At 68.3% G+C, this 18,664-nt stretch carries 17 protein-coding genes; 7 read left to right on the top strand and 10 right to left on the bottom strand.

Annotated elements, in window-relative coordinates:
• Window positions 1–3: 3 nt before the first annotated feature.
• The 6 genes from NR810_RS20755 to NR810_RS20730 all read right to left on the bottom strand — a co-directional run bounded on the left by NR810_RS20755 (window position 4) and on the right by NR810_RS20730 (window position 7,604).
• Window positions 4–1,152 carry a peptidylprolyl isomerase gene (locus NR810_RS20755; protein WP_257455172.1) on the bottom strand — a complete coding sequence of 383 codons (1,149 nt, stop codon included), beginning with the start codon at window positions 1,150–1,152 and terminating at the stop codon, window positions 4–6.
• A gap of 460 nt (window positions 1,153–1,612) precedes the next feature.
• Window positions 1,613–2,302 carry a tetratricopeptide repeat protein gene (locus tag NR810_RS20750; RefSeq protein WP_257454817.1) on the bottom strand — a complete coding sequence of 230 codons (690 nt, stop codon included), beginning with the start codon at window positions 2,300–2,302 and terminating at the stop codon, window positions 1,613–1,615.
• Complete coding sequence (locus NR810_RS20745) at window positions 2,277–3,575, bottom strand: serine/threonine-protein kinase (protein ID WP_257454815.1); 1,299 nt, start codon at window positions 3,573–3,575, stop codon at window positions 2,277–2,279. The genes NR810_RS20750 and NR810_RS20745 overlap by 26 nt, the downstream gene beginning before the upstream one ends.
• A 178-nt stretch (window positions 3,576–3,753) precedes the next feature.
• Window positions 3,754–5,034 (bottom strand): MopE-related protein, encoded by a 1,281-nt coding sequence (locus tag NR810_RS20740; protein WP_257454813.1) that lies wholly within the window; start codon window positions 5,032–5,034, stop codon window positions 3,754–3,756.
• A 2-nt stretch (window positions 5,035–5,036) separates the two neighbouring features.
• A complete protein-coding gene (locus tag NR810_RS20735) occupies window positions 5,037–6,278 on the bottom strand; it encodes a PEGA domain-containing protein (protein WP_257454812.1) in 1,242 nt (413 codons plus the stop codon).
• Window positions 6,279–6,392: 114 nt separating this feature from the next.
• On the bottom strand, window positions 6,393–7,604 hold the full coding sequence (locus NR810_RS20730) for a M20 family metallopeptidase (protein WP_306818355.1): 1,212 nt from the start codon (window positions 7,602–7,604) through the stop codon (window positions 6,393–6,395).
• A 131-nt stretch (window positions 7,605–7,735) separates the two neighbouring features.
• Here NR810_RS20730 and NR810_RS20725 point away from each other — a divergent pair, with 131 nt between their 5' ends.
• The 3 genes from NR810_RS20725 (at window position 7,736) to NR810_RS20715 (ending at window position 10,881) form a co-directional block, all read left to right on the top strand.
• Window positions 7,736–8,170 carry a host attachment protein gene (locus tag NR810_RS20725; RefSeq protein WP_257454810.1) on the top strand — a complete coding sequence of 145 codons (435 nt, stop codon included), beginning with the start codon at window positions 7,736–7,738 and terminating at the stop codon, window positions 8,168–8,170.
• A 200-nt stretch (window positions 8,171–8,370) separates the two neighbouring features.
• Window positions 8,371–10,266, top strand: coding sequence for a methyl-accepting chemotaxis protein (locus NR810_RS20720; protein WP_257454809.1), 1,896 nt, complete (start codon window positions 8,371–8,373; stop codon window positions 10,264–10,266).
• A gap of 9 nt (window positions 10,267–10,275) precedes the next feature.
• Window positions 10,276–10,881, top strand: coding sequence for an HAD family hydrolase (locus NR810_RS20715; protein ID WP_257454808.1), 606 nt, complete (start codon window positions 10,276–10,278; stop codon window positions 10,879–10,881).
• Window positions 10,882–10,885: 4 nt separating this feature from the next.
• Here NR810_RS20715 and NR810_RS20710 read toward each other — a convergent pair whose 3' ends face one another.
• Together NR810_RS20710 and NR810_RS20705 are read right to left on the bottom strand one after the other, a co-directional pair.
• Entirely contained in the window at window positions 10,886–11,536 is a 651-nt protein-coding gene (locus NR810_RS20710; RefSeq protein ID WP_257454806.1) for a glutathione S-transferase family protein, read from the bottom strand.
• Between the two features lie 39 nt (window positions 11,537–11,575).
• Window positions 11,576–12,190 carry an adenylate/guanylate cyclase domain-containing protein gene (locus NR810_RS20705; protein WP_257454803.1) on the bottom strand — a complete coding sequence of 205 codons (615 nt, stop codon included), beginning with the start codon at window positions 12,188–12,190 and terminating at the stop codon, window positions 11,576–11,578.
• A gap of 295 nt (window positions 12,191–12,485) precedes the next feature.
• On the opposite strand from NR810_RS20705, the gene NR810_RS20700 reads away from it, so the two are divergent.
• Together NR810_RS20700 and NR810_RS20695 are read left to right on the top strand one after the other, a co-directional pair.
• Window positions 12,486–12,872: a hypothetical protein gene (locus NR810_RS20700; protein WP_257454802.1), complete on the top strand. Its 387-nt coding sequence runs from the start codon at window positions 12,486–12,488 to the stop codon at window positions 12,870–12,872.
• 81 nt (window positions 12,873–12,953) lie between these two features.
• A complete protein-coding gene (locus NR810_RS20695; RefSeq protein ID WP_257454800.1) occupies window positions 12,954–13,493 on the top strand; it encodes an OsmC family protein in 540 nt (179 codons plus the stop codon).
• A gap of 48 nt (window positions 13,494–13,541) precedes the next feature.
• Here the strand turns inward: NR810_RS20695 and NR810_RS20690 are convergent, their stop codons facing one another.
• Window positions 13,542–15,539, bottom strand: a complete 1,998-nt coding sequence (locus tag NR810_RS20690; protein WP_257455168.1) for a S46 family peptidase — start codon at window positions 15,537–15,539, stop codon at window positions 13,542–13,544.
• A 197-nt stretch (window positions 15,540–15,736) separates the two neighbouring features.
• Here NR810_RS20690 and NR810_RS20685 point away from each other — a divergent pair, with 197 nt between their 5' ends.
• Both NR810_RS20685 and NR810_RS20680 read left to right on the top strand, forming a co-directional pair.
• Complete coding sequence (locus tag NR810_RS20685) at window positions 15,737–16,873, top strand: esterase/lipase family protein (RefSeq protein WP_257454797.1); 1,137 nt, start codon at window positions 15,737–15,739, stop codon at window positions 16,871–16,873.
• Window positions 16,874–16,907: 34 nt separating this feature from the next.
• Window positions 16,908–17,624 carry an esterase/lipase family protein gene (locus NR810_RS20680; protein ID WP_257454795.1) on the top strand — a complete coding sequence of 239 codons (717 nt, stop codon included), beginning with the start codon at window positions 16,908–16,910 and terminating at the stop codon, window positions 17,622–17,624.
• Between the two features lie 3 nt (window positions 17,625–17,627).
• On the opposite strand, the gene NR810_RS20675 is transcribed toward NR810_RS20680, so the two are convergent.
• Window positions 17,628–18,251 (bottom strand): hypothetical protein, encoded by a 624-nt coding sequence (locus tag NR810_RS20675; protein WP_257454794.1) that lies wholly within the window; start codon window positions 18,249–18,251, stop codon window positions 17,628–17,630.
• Window positions 18,252–18,664 lie beyond the last annotated feature (413 nt).

The raw sequence follows: 18,664 nt of genomic DNA, 5'->3' as shown, positions 1-18,664 counted from the left end.
CCGTCAGCGAGGACGGGTCGAAGCGTCAATCTCAAGCACTGGCTGGGGCGAGGATCTGGGTGACTGAGGTTCAAGACCATCATGCCGAATGCCAGCGCTACCTCTGGAGCCGTCGCCTTGCTGCAGTGCGTAACGTTCCGCCAGTACATTGACGATGATGGCATTCGCACGCAGTTGCTTCAGGAAGACAGAACGACGGAGTTCTCGTCCAAAGGACTTCATCTCCACTGCGACCACGGGCTTTATGTCCTCGAAAGGCGGAATAGACGAAGGGCCTTGAGAGACAAGTTTGAATACGTGGAACCCTTTTTCCGTCCTGACGACCGGCGATATCGTTCCCGGTCTCATTCCGGCAAGCGCCAACCACGATTCAGGGGCGACGTCATGCGGCTTCAAGACCTTCAGAATTCCACTGCTCGAAGCTTCTACGCCCTCCAACTTTTTCTTTGCCAGTTCCTCAAACGAAGCATCTGACTGCAATGCCTGTCGGCGCAACTCCTCGGCCTTCTGGCGCTTCGCACGAACCGCCTCGGTAGACGTATCCGACTCGACCTTGAGGAAGATCTCCAACGCGGCAATGGTCGAGGGTGCACGGAAACGTTCGAGGTGATTTTCGTAGAAGAAACGGAGGTGTCGGTCAGACGGAGAGGGTACATCCCCCAATGACAACAAGCGCTCGCGAAGTTGTTCCAACCTGAGTTTCCGGCGCAACTCGCTCAACCCCAACGGAAGAGCACCCACGTGCTTCTCGAAGGCCTCGGAATTTGGGAAACGTTCCTTGTATGCATCAAGGGCAGCATCCACTTGATGCGGCTCAACAAAAACTTGAGCCTGCTCCGCAGCCTGCTCGATCAACACTTCATCGATGAGTTGCTCGGCAATATTTATCTTCAACTCAACGGCCCGAGAATCCGGGACACGACCATCTTCCAAACGATGCAATTTGGCATTGATGGCCCAGAGAGCATTGAACCGCTCCAAGGAAACTTGTTGCCCGTTTACCTCGGCAATACTCTCATTTTCGGGGAGATCAAGTCTTTTCAGGGAAGCAGAACCAGCTACTCCTGTCAGCGGAAGCAAGAGAAGGCAGAGGCTCACACCGAGCAAGTGCGTAACGGAGCAGAGGCCCGCCCGAGACCCGTTGGGTCCCATGTGGATTGAACGAGCAGCTAACCTTGGGGATAAATTCGGCTTGTATGTCATCTAGTAGACCAGGAACGAGTCTGGCGGCTCCGCTCATCAAAGTGCGGATGACCAGCCTGCCCCCGATCTGCCGTTTTTCCCGCCTTGGCGCTGTGAGCTAGTTCACACAATGGAACGAATGTTTCACGCAGTAGCGCACCTATTCGCGTGAATCGAGAACATTTCAAACGTGACGAATCGCGCGTGACAAATCAGCAATAACACTCACGCGTGATGGTGACGTGGTTTCAGACCGGCTCGCCCAGCCTAAGGCTCGAACCCAATAGCCAACTTGGCGGAGCACGCTGTCGGGCACAAAGCCGGCCCGAACTCAGCTCACGCCATCACAAACTCTCCGTTGATTACCGGCCCCTGAATAGCAGAGGAACCGGCATGGCCCCCCGCAGCCCCCTGCATCCGACAACCCTGATTAGTGCACGGTGCCCAGGGTCGTGGAGCGCGGCTGGGGAGCGGTGGCCACGTAGGCAATGGTGCCACCGGCGATCAGCGCCACGGCGCCCGCTCCCGCCCACACCCACCACTTCTTCGTCAGGCTCTCGCCCTTCACCTCCGTCCTGGCTTGCGCCGGTGAGGCCCGGGGCACCAGGACGCGCTTGCGCTCGGAGTCCTGCACCCGGCGCGCGGCGGTCGTCTCCGCCTGCGCCTTCAGCGCCGCGGCCTTCGCCTGATCCTTCGCCGTCGCCTCCCGCGCCATGCGCCGCTCCTGCTCCTTGTTGCGGGCTGCCGCGTCCATCTCCGCGAGCAGCTCCCGGACCAGCTCGGCGTTGCGCGGCTCCCCCTTCGAGAGAGCCAGGTAGCGCCGGTAGAAGAAGGCGGCGCGCTCGGGGTTGCCCAGCTGCCGGTGGCACTGCGCGATGTTGAAGAGGAAGCCCGGCAGCGGCATCAGCCGGTACGCCTCGCTGTAGGCGTCCAGGGCCTTGTTGAACTCGGCCAGGTCATAGGAGACGTTGCCCTGAGCGAACATCGCGCGGGCCTTCGCCTCCTTGTCGGCGCCCGTGTTCAAGTCGGCGGCGTGCGCGGACAAGGGCGAGACGGCGAGCGACAGGGCCACCAGCACCGGCAGCACGAAGCGCTCAGAGAGCGAACGGATCGATGACATCATCTCGCATTCCTGCCTTCTGCTTGCGGTGGACGTTGGTGCGCACGGGCCCTCGTGCCGCGTCCCGTGGAGCACGCGGCTCCGCCAGGGCGGGTGGCACCTCGAGGGCCGCGGGCGAGTCGAGCCGCGCCTCGTCCACAGGGGAAGGCTCGAGGGCGGCCGGCGTGGACGCCTCCACCGTGTCCGGAGAGGAAACGTGCCCCGCGCGCGCCCAGAGGGCGAACCCGGCGAGGCTCACCGCCAGCACCCCCGCGACGATCGCCATTCCCCGGCGCCGCGCACCGGCCAGCCCCTCGGGGACGGGCAGCGGCTGGGTGGGCCGGCGATCCTCCGCGATGGGCTCCGGCGCCGGGTCCGCCAGCAGCACGGTGATGACCTCGGCGAGTGACTGCGGACGATCCGCGGGCTCCTTGGCCAGGCAGCGCAGGGCGAGCTGCGCCAGCGACTGCGGCACCGGCTCTCCCGAGGGCGTGTGCGAGGGCAGCGCTGGGGGCGGCTCGGTGATGATCTTCACCATCAGCTGGCCGAAGTTGGACGCCAGATGGGGAGGCCGTCCGGAGAGCATCTCGTAGAGGACGGCGCCCACCGCGTAGATGTCCGCGCGGTGGTCCACCGGAAGGCCCGCGGCCTGCTCCGGCGACATGTACGTGGGCGTGCCGATGATGGTGCCATCCAGCGTGCCGCCGGTGTTCTCGGCGGTGAGCACCTTGGCCACCCCGAAGTCGAGCACCTTGACGAAGTCCGCCTGCCCGCTCTTGTGGGTGATGAAGAGGTTGTCCGGCTTGATGTCCCGGTGCACCACGCCCAGGTGGTGCGCCGCGCCCAGTGCCGCGCACACCTGCACCGTGATGCGGCGGATGCGCATCACGGAAAGCTGCTCTTCTTTCACCAAGGAGGAGAGGTTCTGCCCGCGCAGCAGCTCCATCACGCAGTAGACGTGTCCGCTGCGCGCGTCCTCCACGAAGTCGAAGATCTCCACGATGTGCTCGTGGTTGATCCGGTTGACGGCGTGCGCCTCCTGGAAGAAGCGCCGCACGAAGCCGCTGTCATGGGCGAAGGCGGGACGCAGCACCTTGAGGGCCACCTGGCGCCCCAGCCGCACGTGGCGGGCCTGGAACACCTGGCCCATGGAGCCCTCGCCCAGCAAGCGCTCCAGTTGGTAGCTGCCCAGGACCTCTCCTTCCTGAAGCTCCCGGTCCACGACCGTTGAACCTCCGGTAGAGCGGATGCCGCTGGAGAGCACAGTGCCCGAGATGACGTCGTCGCCGCCCATGGGCGGCAAACCTTTCCATCCTCTCAGCCCCCGGCAACCCATCGGGCTCAAAATGTCGCCAGGGTGACGACCCTTCTGCCCGCGAGCGGAGACTGTCTTCCACTCGCGGTTATCGAGAACTGGGAAGAGGCCCACCCGGAGGAGGAACTGCTACCGGGTGGACCTCAGCCGCACATCCTCAGCCGCACGTCTTGTTGGCCAGGCACTTGCCCGCGGTTCCGTTCGGCCTGCGGCAGACCGCGTTGGTGGGGCAATCCACCGAATCCGCGCAATCGACCCCGGTGTCTCCGTCGTTGTCCAGGTTGTCGTTGCAGACGGTCTCCTTCTTGGTGCAGCTCACGAAGGAGCAGCCCGCGCCGCAGACACCATTGTTGCAGTTGGCATCCACCTTTCCGGAGGTGCAATCGGTGGCGCCATTGCCGTCGTTGTCGGCCTTGTCCGAGCAGGCGACCTCCACCGCATTGCCACCCGCGCACATGGTGCCATTGCCACGGTTCGTGAACTCCGGGCAGTCGACGGTGTCCGCGCAGTCGGCCTTGCCGTCCTTGTCGTTGTCCTGGCCGTCACTGCACGAGGTCTCGACCGCCCTGCCGCCCTGGCATTGGCAGTTGGTACCGCACGACTGGCTGCCGCAGTCGACGGTGTCCGCGCAGTCGATCTTGCCGTCCTTGTCGTTGTCCTGGCCGTCACCGCAGTCGGTTTCGGTCTTGATGTAGCTCGACGAGCACACGCAGCCGGTGCCGCACGACTGATTCAGGCAGTCGAAATCGACACAGTCGATATCGCCATCCTTGTCGTTGTCCTGGCCGTCGCCGCACGCGCCCTCGCCGGGCCTGCCGTTGACGCAGGTGCAGGCGGCGCCACACGACTTCTTGTCGCAGTCGAGCAGGTCCGCGCAGTCCTTGTTGCCGTCCCCGTCATCATCGACGCCGTTGCCGCAATCCAGCTCCGAGCGCCGTTGGCAGGCCCCGCTGGCGCACGTCTCGGACACGGCGTTGCAGGCCTTGCCGCATTCGCCGCAGTTGGCCATGTCGGTCAGCAGGTCGAACTCCTCCTCGTCCGGCACGCCGTCGCAGTCGTCGTCCTTGCCGTTGCACAGCTCGGAGGTGGGCTTGACCTCGCCCGTGCAGATGACCTGGCCATTGGCGCCGCAGGCGGGCTTGCCGGCCTCGCACGCGCCCTTGCCCAACGTCCCCTCGGGGCCGGTGTAGCAGGGCTCGCCGGACAGGTCGTCCTTCACGCCGTTGCAGTTGTCATCGACGCCGTTGCACACCTCCGTGTCGGCCCTGCAGCAGAAGCCGCGCAGGCCCGCGCGAGGCATGCACACCACGCCCTCCTCGGCGCAGTCGGCGTTCGTGTCGCAGCTGAAGACGGTGTCGTCCGGCAGCTCCGGCACCCAACAGCCCGCGGCGGACACCGCGAGCAGGAGACAGCAGAGGAGAGAAGAGAAGGACTTCATGTTCAGAAGCTCCCGCCAATGACGAGGTGGAGGTCCGTGCTTCCCTTGCCCGCCCCGGTGGCCACGGGGGCCAGCGACGAGGAGGACGGCTCGGAGCGCGCCGGAACGATGATGAGCCACAGCAGGCTGCCGCCGGCCACCGCGCCGCCGCCCGCCATGAGCACCGAGGAGAGCATCGACTGCTGCCGGGCGGCCAGGTACTCACCGCGGGTGAGGTTCTGCACGCCCTGCCCGTCCACGCCCTTGGCGGCGGCGTCGCGGGCCTTCATCCCGAGCGCCACGCCCGCGCCCACCGCCGCCAGTCCCACCACCGTGGTGTAGAGCGCGGGCCGGCTGAAGACGGAGGGTCCCCCCGAGGACTTCTTGCTCGACTTCTTCACCACCGCCACCGCGTCCGACGGCGGCCCATCCGGCGAGGGGCCGTTGAGCTCCAGCCGCACCTGCACCTCCTCCGTCGCGCCCGGAGCGAGCGTCAGCGTCTTCGTATAGGTGCTGTAGTCGTCGGCCTCCACGATGAGCTGCACCTCGCCGGGCGGCAGCCTCGCCTCCACCTTGCCCACGCCCAGCATGCGCTCGCCCACGCGCACCACCGCCTGCGGCACGTTGCTGGACACCTTCAACAGGGCGCGCTGCCGGGCCAGCCCCGTCAGCCGCTTCGACAGCACGTTGCCGGCCTCGCGGATGAAGTTGCTGTCGTTCGCCTTGCGGCCCGTCACCACGTCCATCTCCACCGCGCCCCGGTCCCGGTCATACGTCCACATGCGCAGCGTCCACGTCCCGTCCTCCTGCGCCAGGCGCGCTGTGGTGAGCAGGTCCGCGTCGAGCGTCTCGGCGGCCGGCCCGAAGCACGAGGCCTCCCCGCAGCGCAGCGCGGAGTCGTAGTCCGCCCCGAGCTGGCCGCGGGACTCGCCCACGTCGGCGGCCCTCGACACACCGGAGCGGAACGCCACGGGCTGCAACCAGCCCAGCCACCGCTTCAACGCCGCGGCACCGGCGCGATCCGGCGTGTCCACACCCAGGAACGCGAAGCGCGAGCGCAGGTCCACTCCAGAGGTGTTCCCGCTCAGGTCCAGGCCCAGGTTGCCCGTGTCCAGCGAGGCGTCCTCGGAGTCCTGCTGCTCGTTGGGTTTCTGGGCGTTCGAATCGCTGGAGAGATCCAGCCCGAGGCCTTCCTGGGCCCTGGCGGGGCCAGCGGCGAGCGCGAGCGCCAGCATTCCGGCCACATACACGACGGGGGTACGCATGACCCCATGTTGTACCTTGAACAGAGCCCGCTGCGGAGCACCCCTCGCGTTGGACCCGGGTCATGTGGCACAAGGGCGCACACACACGAGGTGCGCGCCCGGTGTGTCAGACGCTCATCCCGCCCGCGAGGCGAGGTAGCGAGCCAGGGCCTGGGCCTTGGGGATGAGCGTGTCCACCTCGATGAACTCATCCACCGTGTGGAAGCCCTTGCCGCGAGGACCGAGCCCGTCGATGGACGGAATCCCCATGGCGGACGAGGTGCTGGCATCCGAGCCGCCCCCCACCAGGGCCGCCTCGCCGTGGCCCAACCCGGAGACATGGGCGCAGGAGCCATACGCCGCCATCAGCGCCGCGGAGGCCTCGGTGCGCTCCAGGGGCTCGCGGGCCACGCCCCCTTCCACCTCGATGCGGGTGCCAGGAACGCCGGATGCCGCCTCCTCCGCCGCCTGGCGGAAGCGCCGCACCAGCTCCTCGCCGTCCGCGCGGGTGCAGAAGCGCAGGTCCACCTCGGCCACGGCGTGGTCCGGCACCGTGTTCTTCCCCTGGCCCCCCGTCACCTTGCCCACGTTGATGGTGATGCCACGCGGGTAGTCCGTGAGCTGCTGCACCCGGTCCACGAAGCGGGCGAGGGCCCAGAGGGCATTGGCCCCATCCTGGTGGTTGTTGCCCGCGTGGGCCGCCTTGCCGTGCGCCACCGCCGTGGCCATGCCGGTGCCCTTGCGCCGGGTGATGATGGCGTCCCCGGCCCGGCCGGACTCGAAGACGAGACAGGCATCCGCGCCCTCGATGGCCTTGCGGATGACGTCCGCGCCCTCGGGCGAGCCCACCTCCTCGTCCGACACCACCACCAGCCGCAGCGGGGGCAGCGACTCCAGCCCGCCCGACGCCGCGAGCGCCTTGAGCGCCCAGGTGATGACGACGAGGCCGCCCTTCATGTCCAGCACGCCGGGGCCGCGCCGCAGCGCCCCGTCCTGCCGGTAGCCCTCGAATTTGCCCGGGGGGAATACGGTGTCCAGGTGGCCCACCAGCGCCACCGGCTTCAGCCCCGCCTTCCCCTTCGAGCGGAACACCAGGTGGTCGGCGAACCGCGTGCTGGGCACCACCTCGGCCCCGAGCCCCGGCAGGGCGAGCTGCTCGCGCAGCAGGGCGCCGACCTTGCGGCCGCCCTCCACGTTGTTCGTCCAGGAGTTGACCTCCACCAGCGCGGCGAGCGCCTCTTCCATCTCCCCCAGCCTGCCCACCAGCCAGCTGGCCGCCGCTTCACCCATCTCGCGCATCGTCTCGGCCTCCCATCCGGAGTGCATCCCCGGATGCAACCCGGGCATACGCCAGGCCCCCGGCTCCAGGGAAGGTATCCCGGCGCCCGCCCGCCTGGGGCTCCAGCACGAGCCCTCCGGGGGAAGGAAGCTTGCCGGGGACGGTGGGGGTCCGCACCTCAAGGCCAGGAGGATGAACGATGGCGGACGCGCTGTGGATTCTGGTGGCCAACTCGAGCCGGGCCAAACTCTTCGCGACGGACGAGCGGGCGGAGCGGTGGGACCTGCGCGAGGAGTTCCAGCACGAGGAGAGCCGGATGCCCTCCCGGGAGCTGATGGGCCAATTCGACAACCCCAACGCCGGCACGCTTCACAAGCCCCAGCCGGAGAACGAACCCGATGCGCGCCAGCAACTGGAGCACGAGCGCTTCGCACGTGAGCTCGCCCAGCGGCTGGAGCGGGGGCTGAACGACCATGCGTATGACCGCCTGGTCATCGCCGCTCCCCCCGAGTTCCTCGGCCGGCTGCGGAAGATGATCAGCCGCCGCGTCCACCAGCGGCTGATGCTGGACATGCGCGCCGACTACGTGAACGTGCCAGAACGGGAGCTGCCCGAGCGCATTCCGCTCTCCTAGGTAGGCACACGGGCAGACGCGGCGTCCGGGGCCTCCTCACCCGCTCCGGGCGCCGTCCGCGCGAAGTAACCACCACACCCACCTGGACGTACCCGGGAGGGGCTCCTCCTATCGGACGCGCTCCGTGGTACAGGTGGAATGGAAACCGGTTGGAGGGCACTGGGGTCTCCAGCGAGCCCACCGCGCGGACGTACGAATTCATGAGACTTCCCCTGATCGGCACCCTGAAGCTGCGTGGCCGGCTGACGTTGTACGTCACCCTCCTGGCCGTGGTTCCCCTGTTGGCGTCCTCGCTGCTGGGCTCGAACGCCACCCAGAGGATGATGCAGGAGCAGGTGCACGAGATGCTCCGCATCGAGGCCGAGGGTCTGAAGGACCTGGTGGAAGCCTCGCTGGCGGAGCGCGAGACGAGCGTGCGCAGCTGGGCCGAGGACACGCTGCTGCGCGAGGCGCTGCTCACGGGCAGCTACCGGCAGAGCGATGCGGTGCTGTCGCGGCTGCAGTTGCGCTACACCACCTTCACCGGACTGGTGCTCTTCACCGAGGACGGCCGGGCCGTCTCCGCCAGCACGGAGCCGCTGAAGGATTCCTTCGTGGGCCAGGAGGAGGCGGTGCGGAGCTCGCCCTGGTTCAAGGCGGCCCTGGAGGGGCGCTTCACCAGCGCGCTGCTCACCCAGGAGGATCCGGTCTTCGGCATGCAGGTGCTGCACCTGGCGGCGCCCGTGATGGAGTCGCGCGGCGGGCGGCGGCTGGGCGTGCTGCTGGCGGCGTATGACTGGGGCCAGGTGGGCGAGGTGGTGAAGGCCGCCATGCTCCGCGCCCGCGCGCGTGAGAACGACAGCTTCTCCCTCGAGGTGCGCACCCAGGCGGACGAGCTGCTCTTCGACTCACGCGGCCAGGGCGCCGAGCGCATGGCCCATCCCGTGGCCGTCGAGGCCATCAACGGGCCGGAGATTCCGGACGTGGGGGATGGCTGGCGCTTCGTGGCGCTGTCGGATCCGGAGGATGTCTACGCCTCGGTCAACAAGCTGAGCCTCGCCGTGCTGGGCATGGTGCTGACCACGGTGGTGGTGGTCGCGCTGTGCGCCTTCCTGCTGGCGCGCGGCGTTGCCCTGCCCATTACCCGGCTCAACCAGTCGGTGCGCCACATCGTGCGGGAGGGAGACCTCACCCAGAAGCTGGAGGCGCACGGGGATGACGAGGTGGGCGAGCTGGCGCGCTCCTTCGTGCAGATGGTGGACAACCTGAAGGAGACGGCGCAGAGCCTGCAGCGCGGCACCCAGGTGCTCACCGACACCGTGGCCGAGCTGACGCGCGCCGCCGAGCAGCAGGAGAACAACATCACCCGTCAGGCCGCGGCCCTGCAGGAGACGCAGGTGACGGCGCAGGAGATCAAACAGACGTCCCTGATCGCCTCGGAGCGCGCGACCGCGGTGCTCCAGGTGGCCACGAAGGCCGAGGAGCTGGGCCAGGGCGGCGCCAGCGCGCTCTCGGAGAGCATGACCGGCTTCCAGGGGATGCAGGACCAGGTGAACGAGATGGCCGCGCAGATCGGCCGGCTCAACGAGCGCGCCCAGCGCATTGGCGGCATCACCCAGACGGTGAAGGGCCTGGCGGACCGCTCCAACATGCTGGCGCTCAACGCCGCCATCGAGGCGGTGCGCTCGGGCGAGCACGGCAAGGGCTTCGCCATCGTGGCCAAGGAGATCCGCACCCTGGCCAACCAGTCCATCCACTCCACCGCCGAGGTGGGCACGCTGCTCGAGGACATCACCCAGTCCATCATCAAGACGGTGGAGCTGAGCGAGCAGGGCCAGCAGCGCATGGAGCAGGGCCTGATGAAGGCGCGCAGCAGCGGCGAGAGCATCCAGGCGCTGAGCACCATCGTGCAGGACAACATGAACGCGGTGAGGCAGATCGCCAGCGCGGTGAGCCAGCAGAACGCCGGCATCGCGCAGATCTTCACCGCGATGACGGACCTCTCCACCATGATGCACGACACCATGGTGGGGCTGCAGGCCTCTCAGCGCGTCACCCAGGCGCTGCGCGACGTCGCCGAGCAGATGCAGAAGGTGGCGCGCAGCTATCGGGTATAAGGGGAACCCATGACCACACCGCCCCGTGCCGTCATCCTCGACCTCGGCAACGTGCTCGTCTTCCACGACAACGGGCTGCTCTTCCGCCGGCTGGGTGCGAGAGCGGGCCTGTCGCCGGCGGAAGCGGAGCGCCGGCTGGCCGAGGGCCTCGGCTGGACGGCGGCCAACCGCGGGCTGCTGGGCGCCGAGGGCATCCGGCGCGACGTGTGCGGCTCGCTGGGAGTGGACCTGCCCGCGGAGGAGTTCAACGCCCTGTGGAGCAGCCACTTCACCATCCACGAGGCGGTGCTGCCGCGGGTGGAGGGGCTGGTGGGGCGGGTGAAGCTGTTGCTGCTGTCCAACACCAACGTGCTGCACGCGGCCTTCCTGCGGCCGAAGCTGCCGGTGCTGGAGCGCTTCGACGCGCTGGTGCTCAGCTGCGAGGTGGGCTCGGTGAAGCCGGAGCCCGGCATCTACAAGGAGGCGCTGCGCCTGGCCGGGTGCGCCCCCCAGGAGGCGGCCTTCTTCGACGACCTGCCCGAGTTCGTCCAGGCCGCCAACGCGCTGGGCCTCCGCGGCCACCTCTTCACCACCGCCGAGACCTTCGACGCGCAGCTGAAGGCGCTCGGGTTGTAGGGCGCTACTGCTCGTAGCGCGCCACGGGCGGCTCGCTGCGGGCGGCCTCCGTCCAGGCCTTCAGGGCCGGCAGGGCGAGCACCGCGTCGCGGTAGGCGGCGCACACCGGCTCCAACTCCACGCCATAGGTGACGAAGCGCGTGACGACGGGCGCGTAGAAGGCGTCCGCGATGGAGAAGGCGCCGAAGAGGAAGGGCCCCCCCTGCCCATGACGCGCGCGGCACTCCTTCCACAACGAGGTGATGCGGGCGATGTCCTCGGCGACGCCGGGAGCGCGGCCCGCACCGGGCTTGCGGGCGCGGAGGTTCATCGTCATGTGGTTGCGCAGGTTGGCGAAGCCCGAGTGCATCTCCGCGGTGACGGCGCGGGCCATGGCGCGGGCCGCGGCGTCCTGGGGCCACAAGCGCGCCTGGGGGAAGAGCTCGGCCAGGTATTCACAGATGGCCAGCGAGTCCCAGATGACGAGCTCGCCGTGCAGCAGCGCGGGCACGCGGCCACTGGGCGAGTACTTCGCGATCTGCGCGGCGGTGTCCGCCTGGCCGAGCTGCACCACCACCTCGCGGAAGGGCTGCCCGGTGTGGGCGAGCGCGAGGTAGGGCCGCAGCGACCAGGAGGAGTAGTTCTTCGAGGCGACGACGAGGGTGAGCTCTTTCATGGGGGCGCACCTTAGCGCCCCCGGTCCGCGAGGGAAGGCTCAGCTCCGCACGCGGCGCCGTCCCGGCAACAGGCCGCGCAGACGCGAAATCCACGAGCCGCGGCGGGTCCGCCGGAGCACGGGAGGATCGATGCGGTAGACGGACACCGGCAGGCGGATGTTCTTCAAATCACTTCGGCCGAGGCGCACCACGGGAGCCAGCACCTGGCGCTCCACCTGCCGCACCACGGACTCACTGACGTAGAGGCTGCCGGGCCGGGCGAGCGCCTCCAGCCGGGCGGCCAGGTTGACGCCCTCGCCGAAGACGTCTCCGTCCCGGTGCACCACCGAGCCCAGGTGGATGCCGATGCGCAACTCCACCCGGCGCTCGTGCGGCACACACTCGTTGCGCGCACACAACGCCGACTGAAGCTCCAGCGCACATGAAACCGCGGGCAGCGCCTCGTCGAACTCGACGAGGAAGCCGTCCTCCATCTGTTTGATCTCGCGACCTCCGTGCCCGGACAACAGGCCACGCACGAGCCGTCCATGCTCCTCGCGCAGTTCGAGGTTGAGCGCCTCGTCCCGCCGGGCTTCGGGGCTGAGCTCCACCATGTCCGTGAACATGATGGCCGCCACCTTCCTGGGTTCCGGTTGCGGTACGTCCGCCATCATCAACGCGTCTCCTTCCCCCCCAACCAGACAGAAAGCGAATGTTACCCCACCGACACTCGCTTGTTCTGCCCGCGCCCCCCAGCCGGGCCAGCGAGAAAAAACCCGGGCACCTACCGCCCGGTCGGGACGAGGCGCCCACATCCGCGCCTGAATCCCACCTATTGACATCGATAAGTAACCCACCCGTAACGCAACGCACAATGTCCGGAAGGGCTCCGGAGTAGGGAGACGTCGGCGAGGTGACAGCGGACGTGGTGCGAGTGTCGCCCTGTTACTGTTGAGAGCGAATCCGCCCATGTCCGAGCCCCAGGACGAACACGCGCCGCTCTGGCCGCCCCTGCTGCTGACGCTGGGCGTGCTGTACGTGGCCACCGAGACGCGGCACGCGAAGCTGGCGCTCACGGCGCTCGCCGCGCTCGTGCTGCTGCCCACGGCGTGGCGGGTCATGACGCGCCGGTGGGTGCGAGGGGACGTGCTGCGCGGACTGGGCGCGGGCTACATCGCCAGCCACGTGCCGCTGCTGCTCGGAGCGTGCTCCACGCTGGAGAGGCCCGAGTGCCGCATCCACCTGTGCATGGAGGGAGTGCTCGCCGGAGTGCCCTTCGTGCCATGGGCCGGCGTACTGGGAACCCTCCTGTACTGGGCCTGGGCGGGGCCGGGGCCGGGCCGCCGCGCGCGGTGATGGGACGGGAGGCCATCTTGCGGCTCCGGACGGCACCGCCCTAGCGTCGGGCTCCTTCGCACTCGAACGACGGAGCCAGGAATGAAGACCCCGGGAAGCTGCTGCACGCTGGACATCGCCACCATGCAGGCCACGAAGACGCACGTGGCCGCCAACCCGGAGGCCGGCAAGGGCCGCTTCGAGACGGTGACGGAGTGGCGCGATGGCGCCCAGGCGGTGACGCGGGCGCGCTCCTTCACGCTGGAGACGGATGAGCCCACGGCGCTCGGAGGGAAGGATCAGCACATCGATCCGATGGAGCTGCTGCTGGCGTCGCTGGGCACGTGCCTGACGATTGGCTGGGTGACACAGGCGCGGATGCGTGGCCTGGACTACCGGGACCTGCGCATCAAGGTGAGCGCGCCCTTTGATTTGCGCGGCTACCTCAACCTGGATCCGCAGGTGCGTCCTGGCTTCTTGGAGCTGCAGTACACCGTGGAGGTGGACACGGAGGCGGACGCCGCCACGCTGGAGGAGATCCGCAAGGCGGCGGAGAAGAGCAGCCCGATGTTCGACAACATCCTCAACCCGACGGCCATCTCCGGCCGGGTGATGAAGCTCGGAGGCACGGTGGCCGCCTGAGCTCCCCACCTCCCCTCTCCCGGAGGGAGAGGGACGGGGGAGGAAGGCTCAGCGCTGGTTGGCCCGAATCTCCTTCACCAACCGTTGGGCGCCGTAGATGTGCTCGAGGGCCCGCAGCAGGCCCTCGCCGTGCACCGCCACCGCGCGGTTCGTCTCCGGCACGTACGCGTACCGGCCCCCGAGTGACGGCAGGTTGCCATCGAAGATGAGCCCGACCACACGGCCCTCGCGGTCCACCATGGGCGAGCCCGAGTTGCCGCCGATGATGTCGTGGGTGGTGGCCATGTCGAGCGGCGTCTCACCGGGCACCTTGCCCTGGGCCTTCAGCCACGAGTCCGGCAGCCGGAAGGGCTCCTTGCCCGTGTGCCGCGCATAGGCCCCGGCGAACGTCGTCAGCGCGCCCACGGTGCGGCCATTCTCCTCCCAGCCCTTCACCACGCCGTAGCTGAGGCGCAGGGTGAAGGTGGCGTCCGGATAGCCCGTGGTGCCGTAGGCGGCCAGCCGGGCCCGCGCGAGCAGCTCGCCGTTCTTCTTCAGCACCGACTCCACCGAGTCCTCGTAGCGCTTGCGCACCTCGCGCGCCCGCGCATCCACCCGGCGAGCCAGGAGGATCATCGGATCCTTCGACGCCTCCACCGCGGCCCTCCCCCCCTCGAGCAGACGCTGGCGCACCCTCACGTCGAAGAGCTTCGTGCCCTTCACCAGCGCGCGAGCCAGGTCCTCGGGGGCCTCGCGTCCGAGCACCTCACGCACGAAGGGGTCATCGGCGCCCAGCGTCTCGCGCAGCTTGTTGAAGCCGAAGGTGAGCGTGACCACCTCGAGCTCCGGGGTGATGGGGGCCTCGCGCAGCAGCCCCTGACGCAGGGCCGGGAGCTGGCCATCGGTGTACTCGCGCAGCCGCTCCGCGTTGGGCTTGGGTAGCTCGTCCGCCGCGCGCACCAGCTGCCGCGCGAGGCTGAACAGCTCGGACGGGAAGCCATCCCCACCCTCCTTCAGCTTGTACTCGGCCAGCAGGGGCCGGTAGACGTCGAGCGCGCGGGAGATGGCGTCCCAGGCGCCCGAGGTGGAGGCCTTCAGCTTCGGGTCCGCCTCCACCTTCGAGCGCAGGTCCGCCTCGGCCTTGCGCTTGTCCGCGAGCAGCGAGGGCTCGGCCAGGGCCTGATGCCGGCCACGCAGGGCCTTCAAGCCGTTCTCCACCGAGCGCAGCTTCGCGCGCGTGGTGCGCCAGCGCTCCGGCGAGGCCGAGGCGTACTCGCGCAGCATGCCCCGCATCTCCGAGAGGTGCAGGAGCGTGTAGGGCAGCGCCACGTCACGCTGGAACTCCAGCTCCGCCACGGTGCTCTGACGCTCGGTGCCGCCCGGGTGGCCGGAGACGAAGACGAGGTCGCCCTCCCTGGCGCCCTCCTTCGCCCACGACAGGAAATGCTCCGTCTTCAAGGGCTGGCCGTTGGCGTCCCACACGCGGATGAAGGCGGCGTCGAAGCCGAAACGCGGGAAGTTGAAGTTGTCCGGGTCCCCGCCGAAGGCGGCCATGGAGAACTCGGGGGCGAAGGCCAGCCGCACGTCCTGGAAGCGGCGGTACTTGTAGAGGTGGTACTTGCCGCCGTTGAAGAGCGTCACCACGTCGCAGCGCAGCTCCGGCCCGGTGGCGCACTCGCTCTCGAGCTTCGACATCTCCGCCTTGAGGGCGGTGTTGAAGGCCGCGCCGCTCAACCCCTGGGTGGCGCCCTGGAGCCGCGCGGAGACGTCCGTCATCTCCACGAGCTGGTTGGCCTCCACCTTGGGGCAGCGCAGCTCGTCCTTCGGCTCCTTCGCGTAGAAGCCGGTGGCGAGGTAGTCCCGCTTCGGGGAGGACAGGTCCTCCACGCACGAGCGGATGCAGTGGTGGTTGGTCATCACCAGGCCATCCGGCGACACGAAGCTGGCCGAGCACCCGCCAGCCAGCCGCACGGAGGACAGCCGCACATGGTCCAACCACTCGCGCGAGGGCTCGAACCCATGGCTGGCCTTCACGGCGGTGGCTGGAAACGCGTCATATGTCCACATTCCCTCCTCCGCGGCGGCGGGGAGGGCCAGGAGGAAGCCGAGAGCGAGCAGGCGTTGCACGGGCAAGCGTCCTTGGGGTGAGGGGGAGCCCGCGTTGTGACGTGGGAGGGACGTGGCGTCAACCCGGACAGCCCGGAACGCACGGTGAACGCACGTCGGACTTGAGTTGAAGGCCAGGACCCCGGAAGGTTGGGAGGATGGCGACGAAGCACCACATCTATCTGGTCCCCGGCTTCTTCGGCTTCGCCAACCTGGGAGAGCTGCTCTACTTCGGGCACGTGCGCGACTACTTCGTGGCGGAGATGGCCCGCCGCGGCGTGGAGGTGGAGGTGGTCCAGGTGCTCTCGCACCCGACCGGCTCCATCCGCACCCGGGCGGCGGATCTCTACAAGGCCATCGAGGCCAGCAGCGCGAAGGACGACGACGGCCCCATCCACCTCATCGGCCACTCCACGGGAGGGCTGGACTCGCGGCTCTTCGTCAGCCCGAGTGCCTCGCTGGGCGAGGGACTGGAAGTGGAGTTCTTCGCACGCCGGGTGAGGACGGTGGTGACGGTGTCCACGCCGCACGCGGGCACGCCACTGGCGTCCTTCTTCCTGGGGCTCTTCGGGCAGAGGCTGCTGCAACTGCTGTCGCTCTTCACCGTGTACGTGCTGCGCTTCGGCCGTCTGCCGCTGACGGTGGCCTTCCGGCTGGGCAGCCTGCTGACGCGCTGGGACGAGCAGCTCGGATTCCGGCCCACGCTGCTGGACCAGCTCTTCGAGCAGCTGCTGGGGGACTTCTCCGCCGAGCGCCGGGAGGAGCTGGTGCGCTTCCTGGGAGACGTGGGCAACGATGCCTCGCTCGTGCCCCAGCTCACGCCCGAGGGGATCGACCTGTTCAACGCGGGTACGCAGGACCGGCCGGGGGTGCGCTATGGCTCCGTCATCACCCAGGCGCGGCCGCCCTCGCTGCGCACGCGGCTGAGCGCGGGGTTGGATCCATACGCCCAGCTCACACACACCGTGTACTCCTTCCTCTACGGGCGCACGCAGAACATGCCCCTCACGGCGATTCCCCTGCACACCCCGGCGCAGACGGCGGCGCTGGTGGAGGCGTATGGGGCGCTGCCGGGCCCGCAGGCGTGTGACGGCATCGTGCCCACGCGCTCGCAGGTGTACGGGCGGGTGCTGGCGGCGGTACGGGCGGACCACCTGGATGCCATCGGCCACTTCGACCAACCGGCGCACCGGCCGCCGCACGTGGACTGGCTCATCTCGGGCTCCGGCTTCCGGCGGCTCCATTTCGAGCGCCTGTGGCGCAGCGTGGTGGATTTCGTCCTGTTGGAGACCTGAGATACACAGCGGGCCCCAGCCATCTGGAGTCCCCATGTCCTCCCACCTCCGTGATTCCTCTCCGCACGCACTCCGGGTCCTCGTGCTGGCGCTGCTCGTCGTCCTGACGGGCTGTGCCACCACGCCGAAGGCGCAATCCACGCCCCCGCCCGCGCCGGTGCTGTTCGTGCACGGTACTGACGACACCCCGGGTGCGTTCTACGCGATGCTCGATGCGTTCGAGGAGGCGGGCTGGCCGAAGGAGCGGCTCCACGCGGTGCGCCTGCACCCGAACAATGGCCAGATGCCCATCGAGGTCATGGCCTACCAGGTGCGCAGCGCGGCGGAGGGACTGCGCAAGCGCACGGGCGCCGAGCACATCGACGTGGTGGCCTTCAGCCAGGGCACGCTGTCGTCGCGCTATTGGATGCAGGAGCTGGGCGGCCAGGGACGCGTGCGGCGCTTCGTCTCCATCTCGGGGCCGCACCACGGCACGCGCGCGGCGTACCTGAAGTCGGACCCGGCGCTGGTGCAGATGCGCCCGGACAGCGACTTCCTGCGCGAGCTGAACCGCCGCGAGAAGCCCCTCGGGGACATCGAGGTCTTCTCCTTCTGGACGCCGCTCGACAGCACGGTCGTCCCGGCCGACAGCGCGCGCCTGCCGGGCGCCACCGAGCGCACCTTCCTCGTGCCCATGCACCAGCTGATGCTGAGCAGCCCCGCCGTCATCTCCGCGACGGTGGAGGCGCTGTCGAAGCCGGCGAACCCGTAGCGCTCAGGTGCTGGCCACCAGCACCTTTCCGGCCCATTCGTGGGCCTCCTGACAGGTCTCCATCAGGAAATCGAATCGCCCGGACCGAATCATTCCCACCAGGGACGCGTCCCGGGCGATGAGGTCCGGCACATCCCTGGGGAAGTTGAGGCGCTCCACCTGGCGCTCCAGGGAGCGCGAGTAGGTGTCAAAGAAGCGGTCGACACTCGATGCGATGGGCAACGCATAGAGGTCCTCGTAGGTGTCGACCCATACGACTGGCTGTATGCCCTGCTCATCCGCCAGGGTGGGAACGGTTGCCAGGTAATAGGCCAACGCCTGTTCCTTGGCGAAGACGAGCAGGGACCTGAAGGGCTCGGGCCAATCCCGGCGCCATTCCGCATTGACCCCCCGCAGGTCGAACCCGTCCGCGGCCTTGCCAGGGAGCAGGAAGAACCCCTCTGGCAGACCGAGTGTGTTCACACGAGCGAGAACGGCGGAAAGAAGAGGATCGCAAGGCAGTCCCGCCACGAGTTCTCCAATAACGAGCGTGAGAGAATCTGGAGGCTCCTGATACAGCGCCATTCCGTCCTTCCGGCACACCTCGAGCATGCGCTCGAAGCCGGGAAGCGAGTGTACGGGCGTCATCCTCATCCTCTCGCGAGCAGCCTCTCGATGTCTTCGAGAGCGGACTGCGTCGCCCGATCGAGCGCCGATGTGGACCGTGGATCGTGAAGTGCATCGTACCAAGGCTGGAAATGCCGATCGACGATCTCCGCCACCTGTTTCACCTCAGCGGCATCCACCCGAGAACCGCCACGCCCATTCCGGAACTTCGTCCATAGATGAGTTCCTCGAGCCGCTTCGCGAGCCTGCTCAACTCGCGCTCTTCGGCCTCGGAGAGCGCGCGGGCACCTCGCAGCTCCAGCGTCTCCCAGAGTAGCGAGAAGGCATCCCGCTCCGCTTTGGGAAGACGTCGGAGTTTCCCCACTCCCGGTAGACGAGACGAGCGCCGAGCATACAGAGGGCGCATGTGCTTGCACGGTCGCTCCCTCAGTTGA

This window comes from Archangium lipolyticum (assembly GCF_024623785.1).
GTDB classification, from domain to species: Bacteria; Myxococcota; Myxococcia; order Myxococcales; family Myxococcaceae; genus Archangium; species Archangium lipolyticum.
The sequence above is the reverse complement of the archived record's forward strand: the minus strand, read 5'-3'. Positions and strand labels throughout refer to the sequence as shown.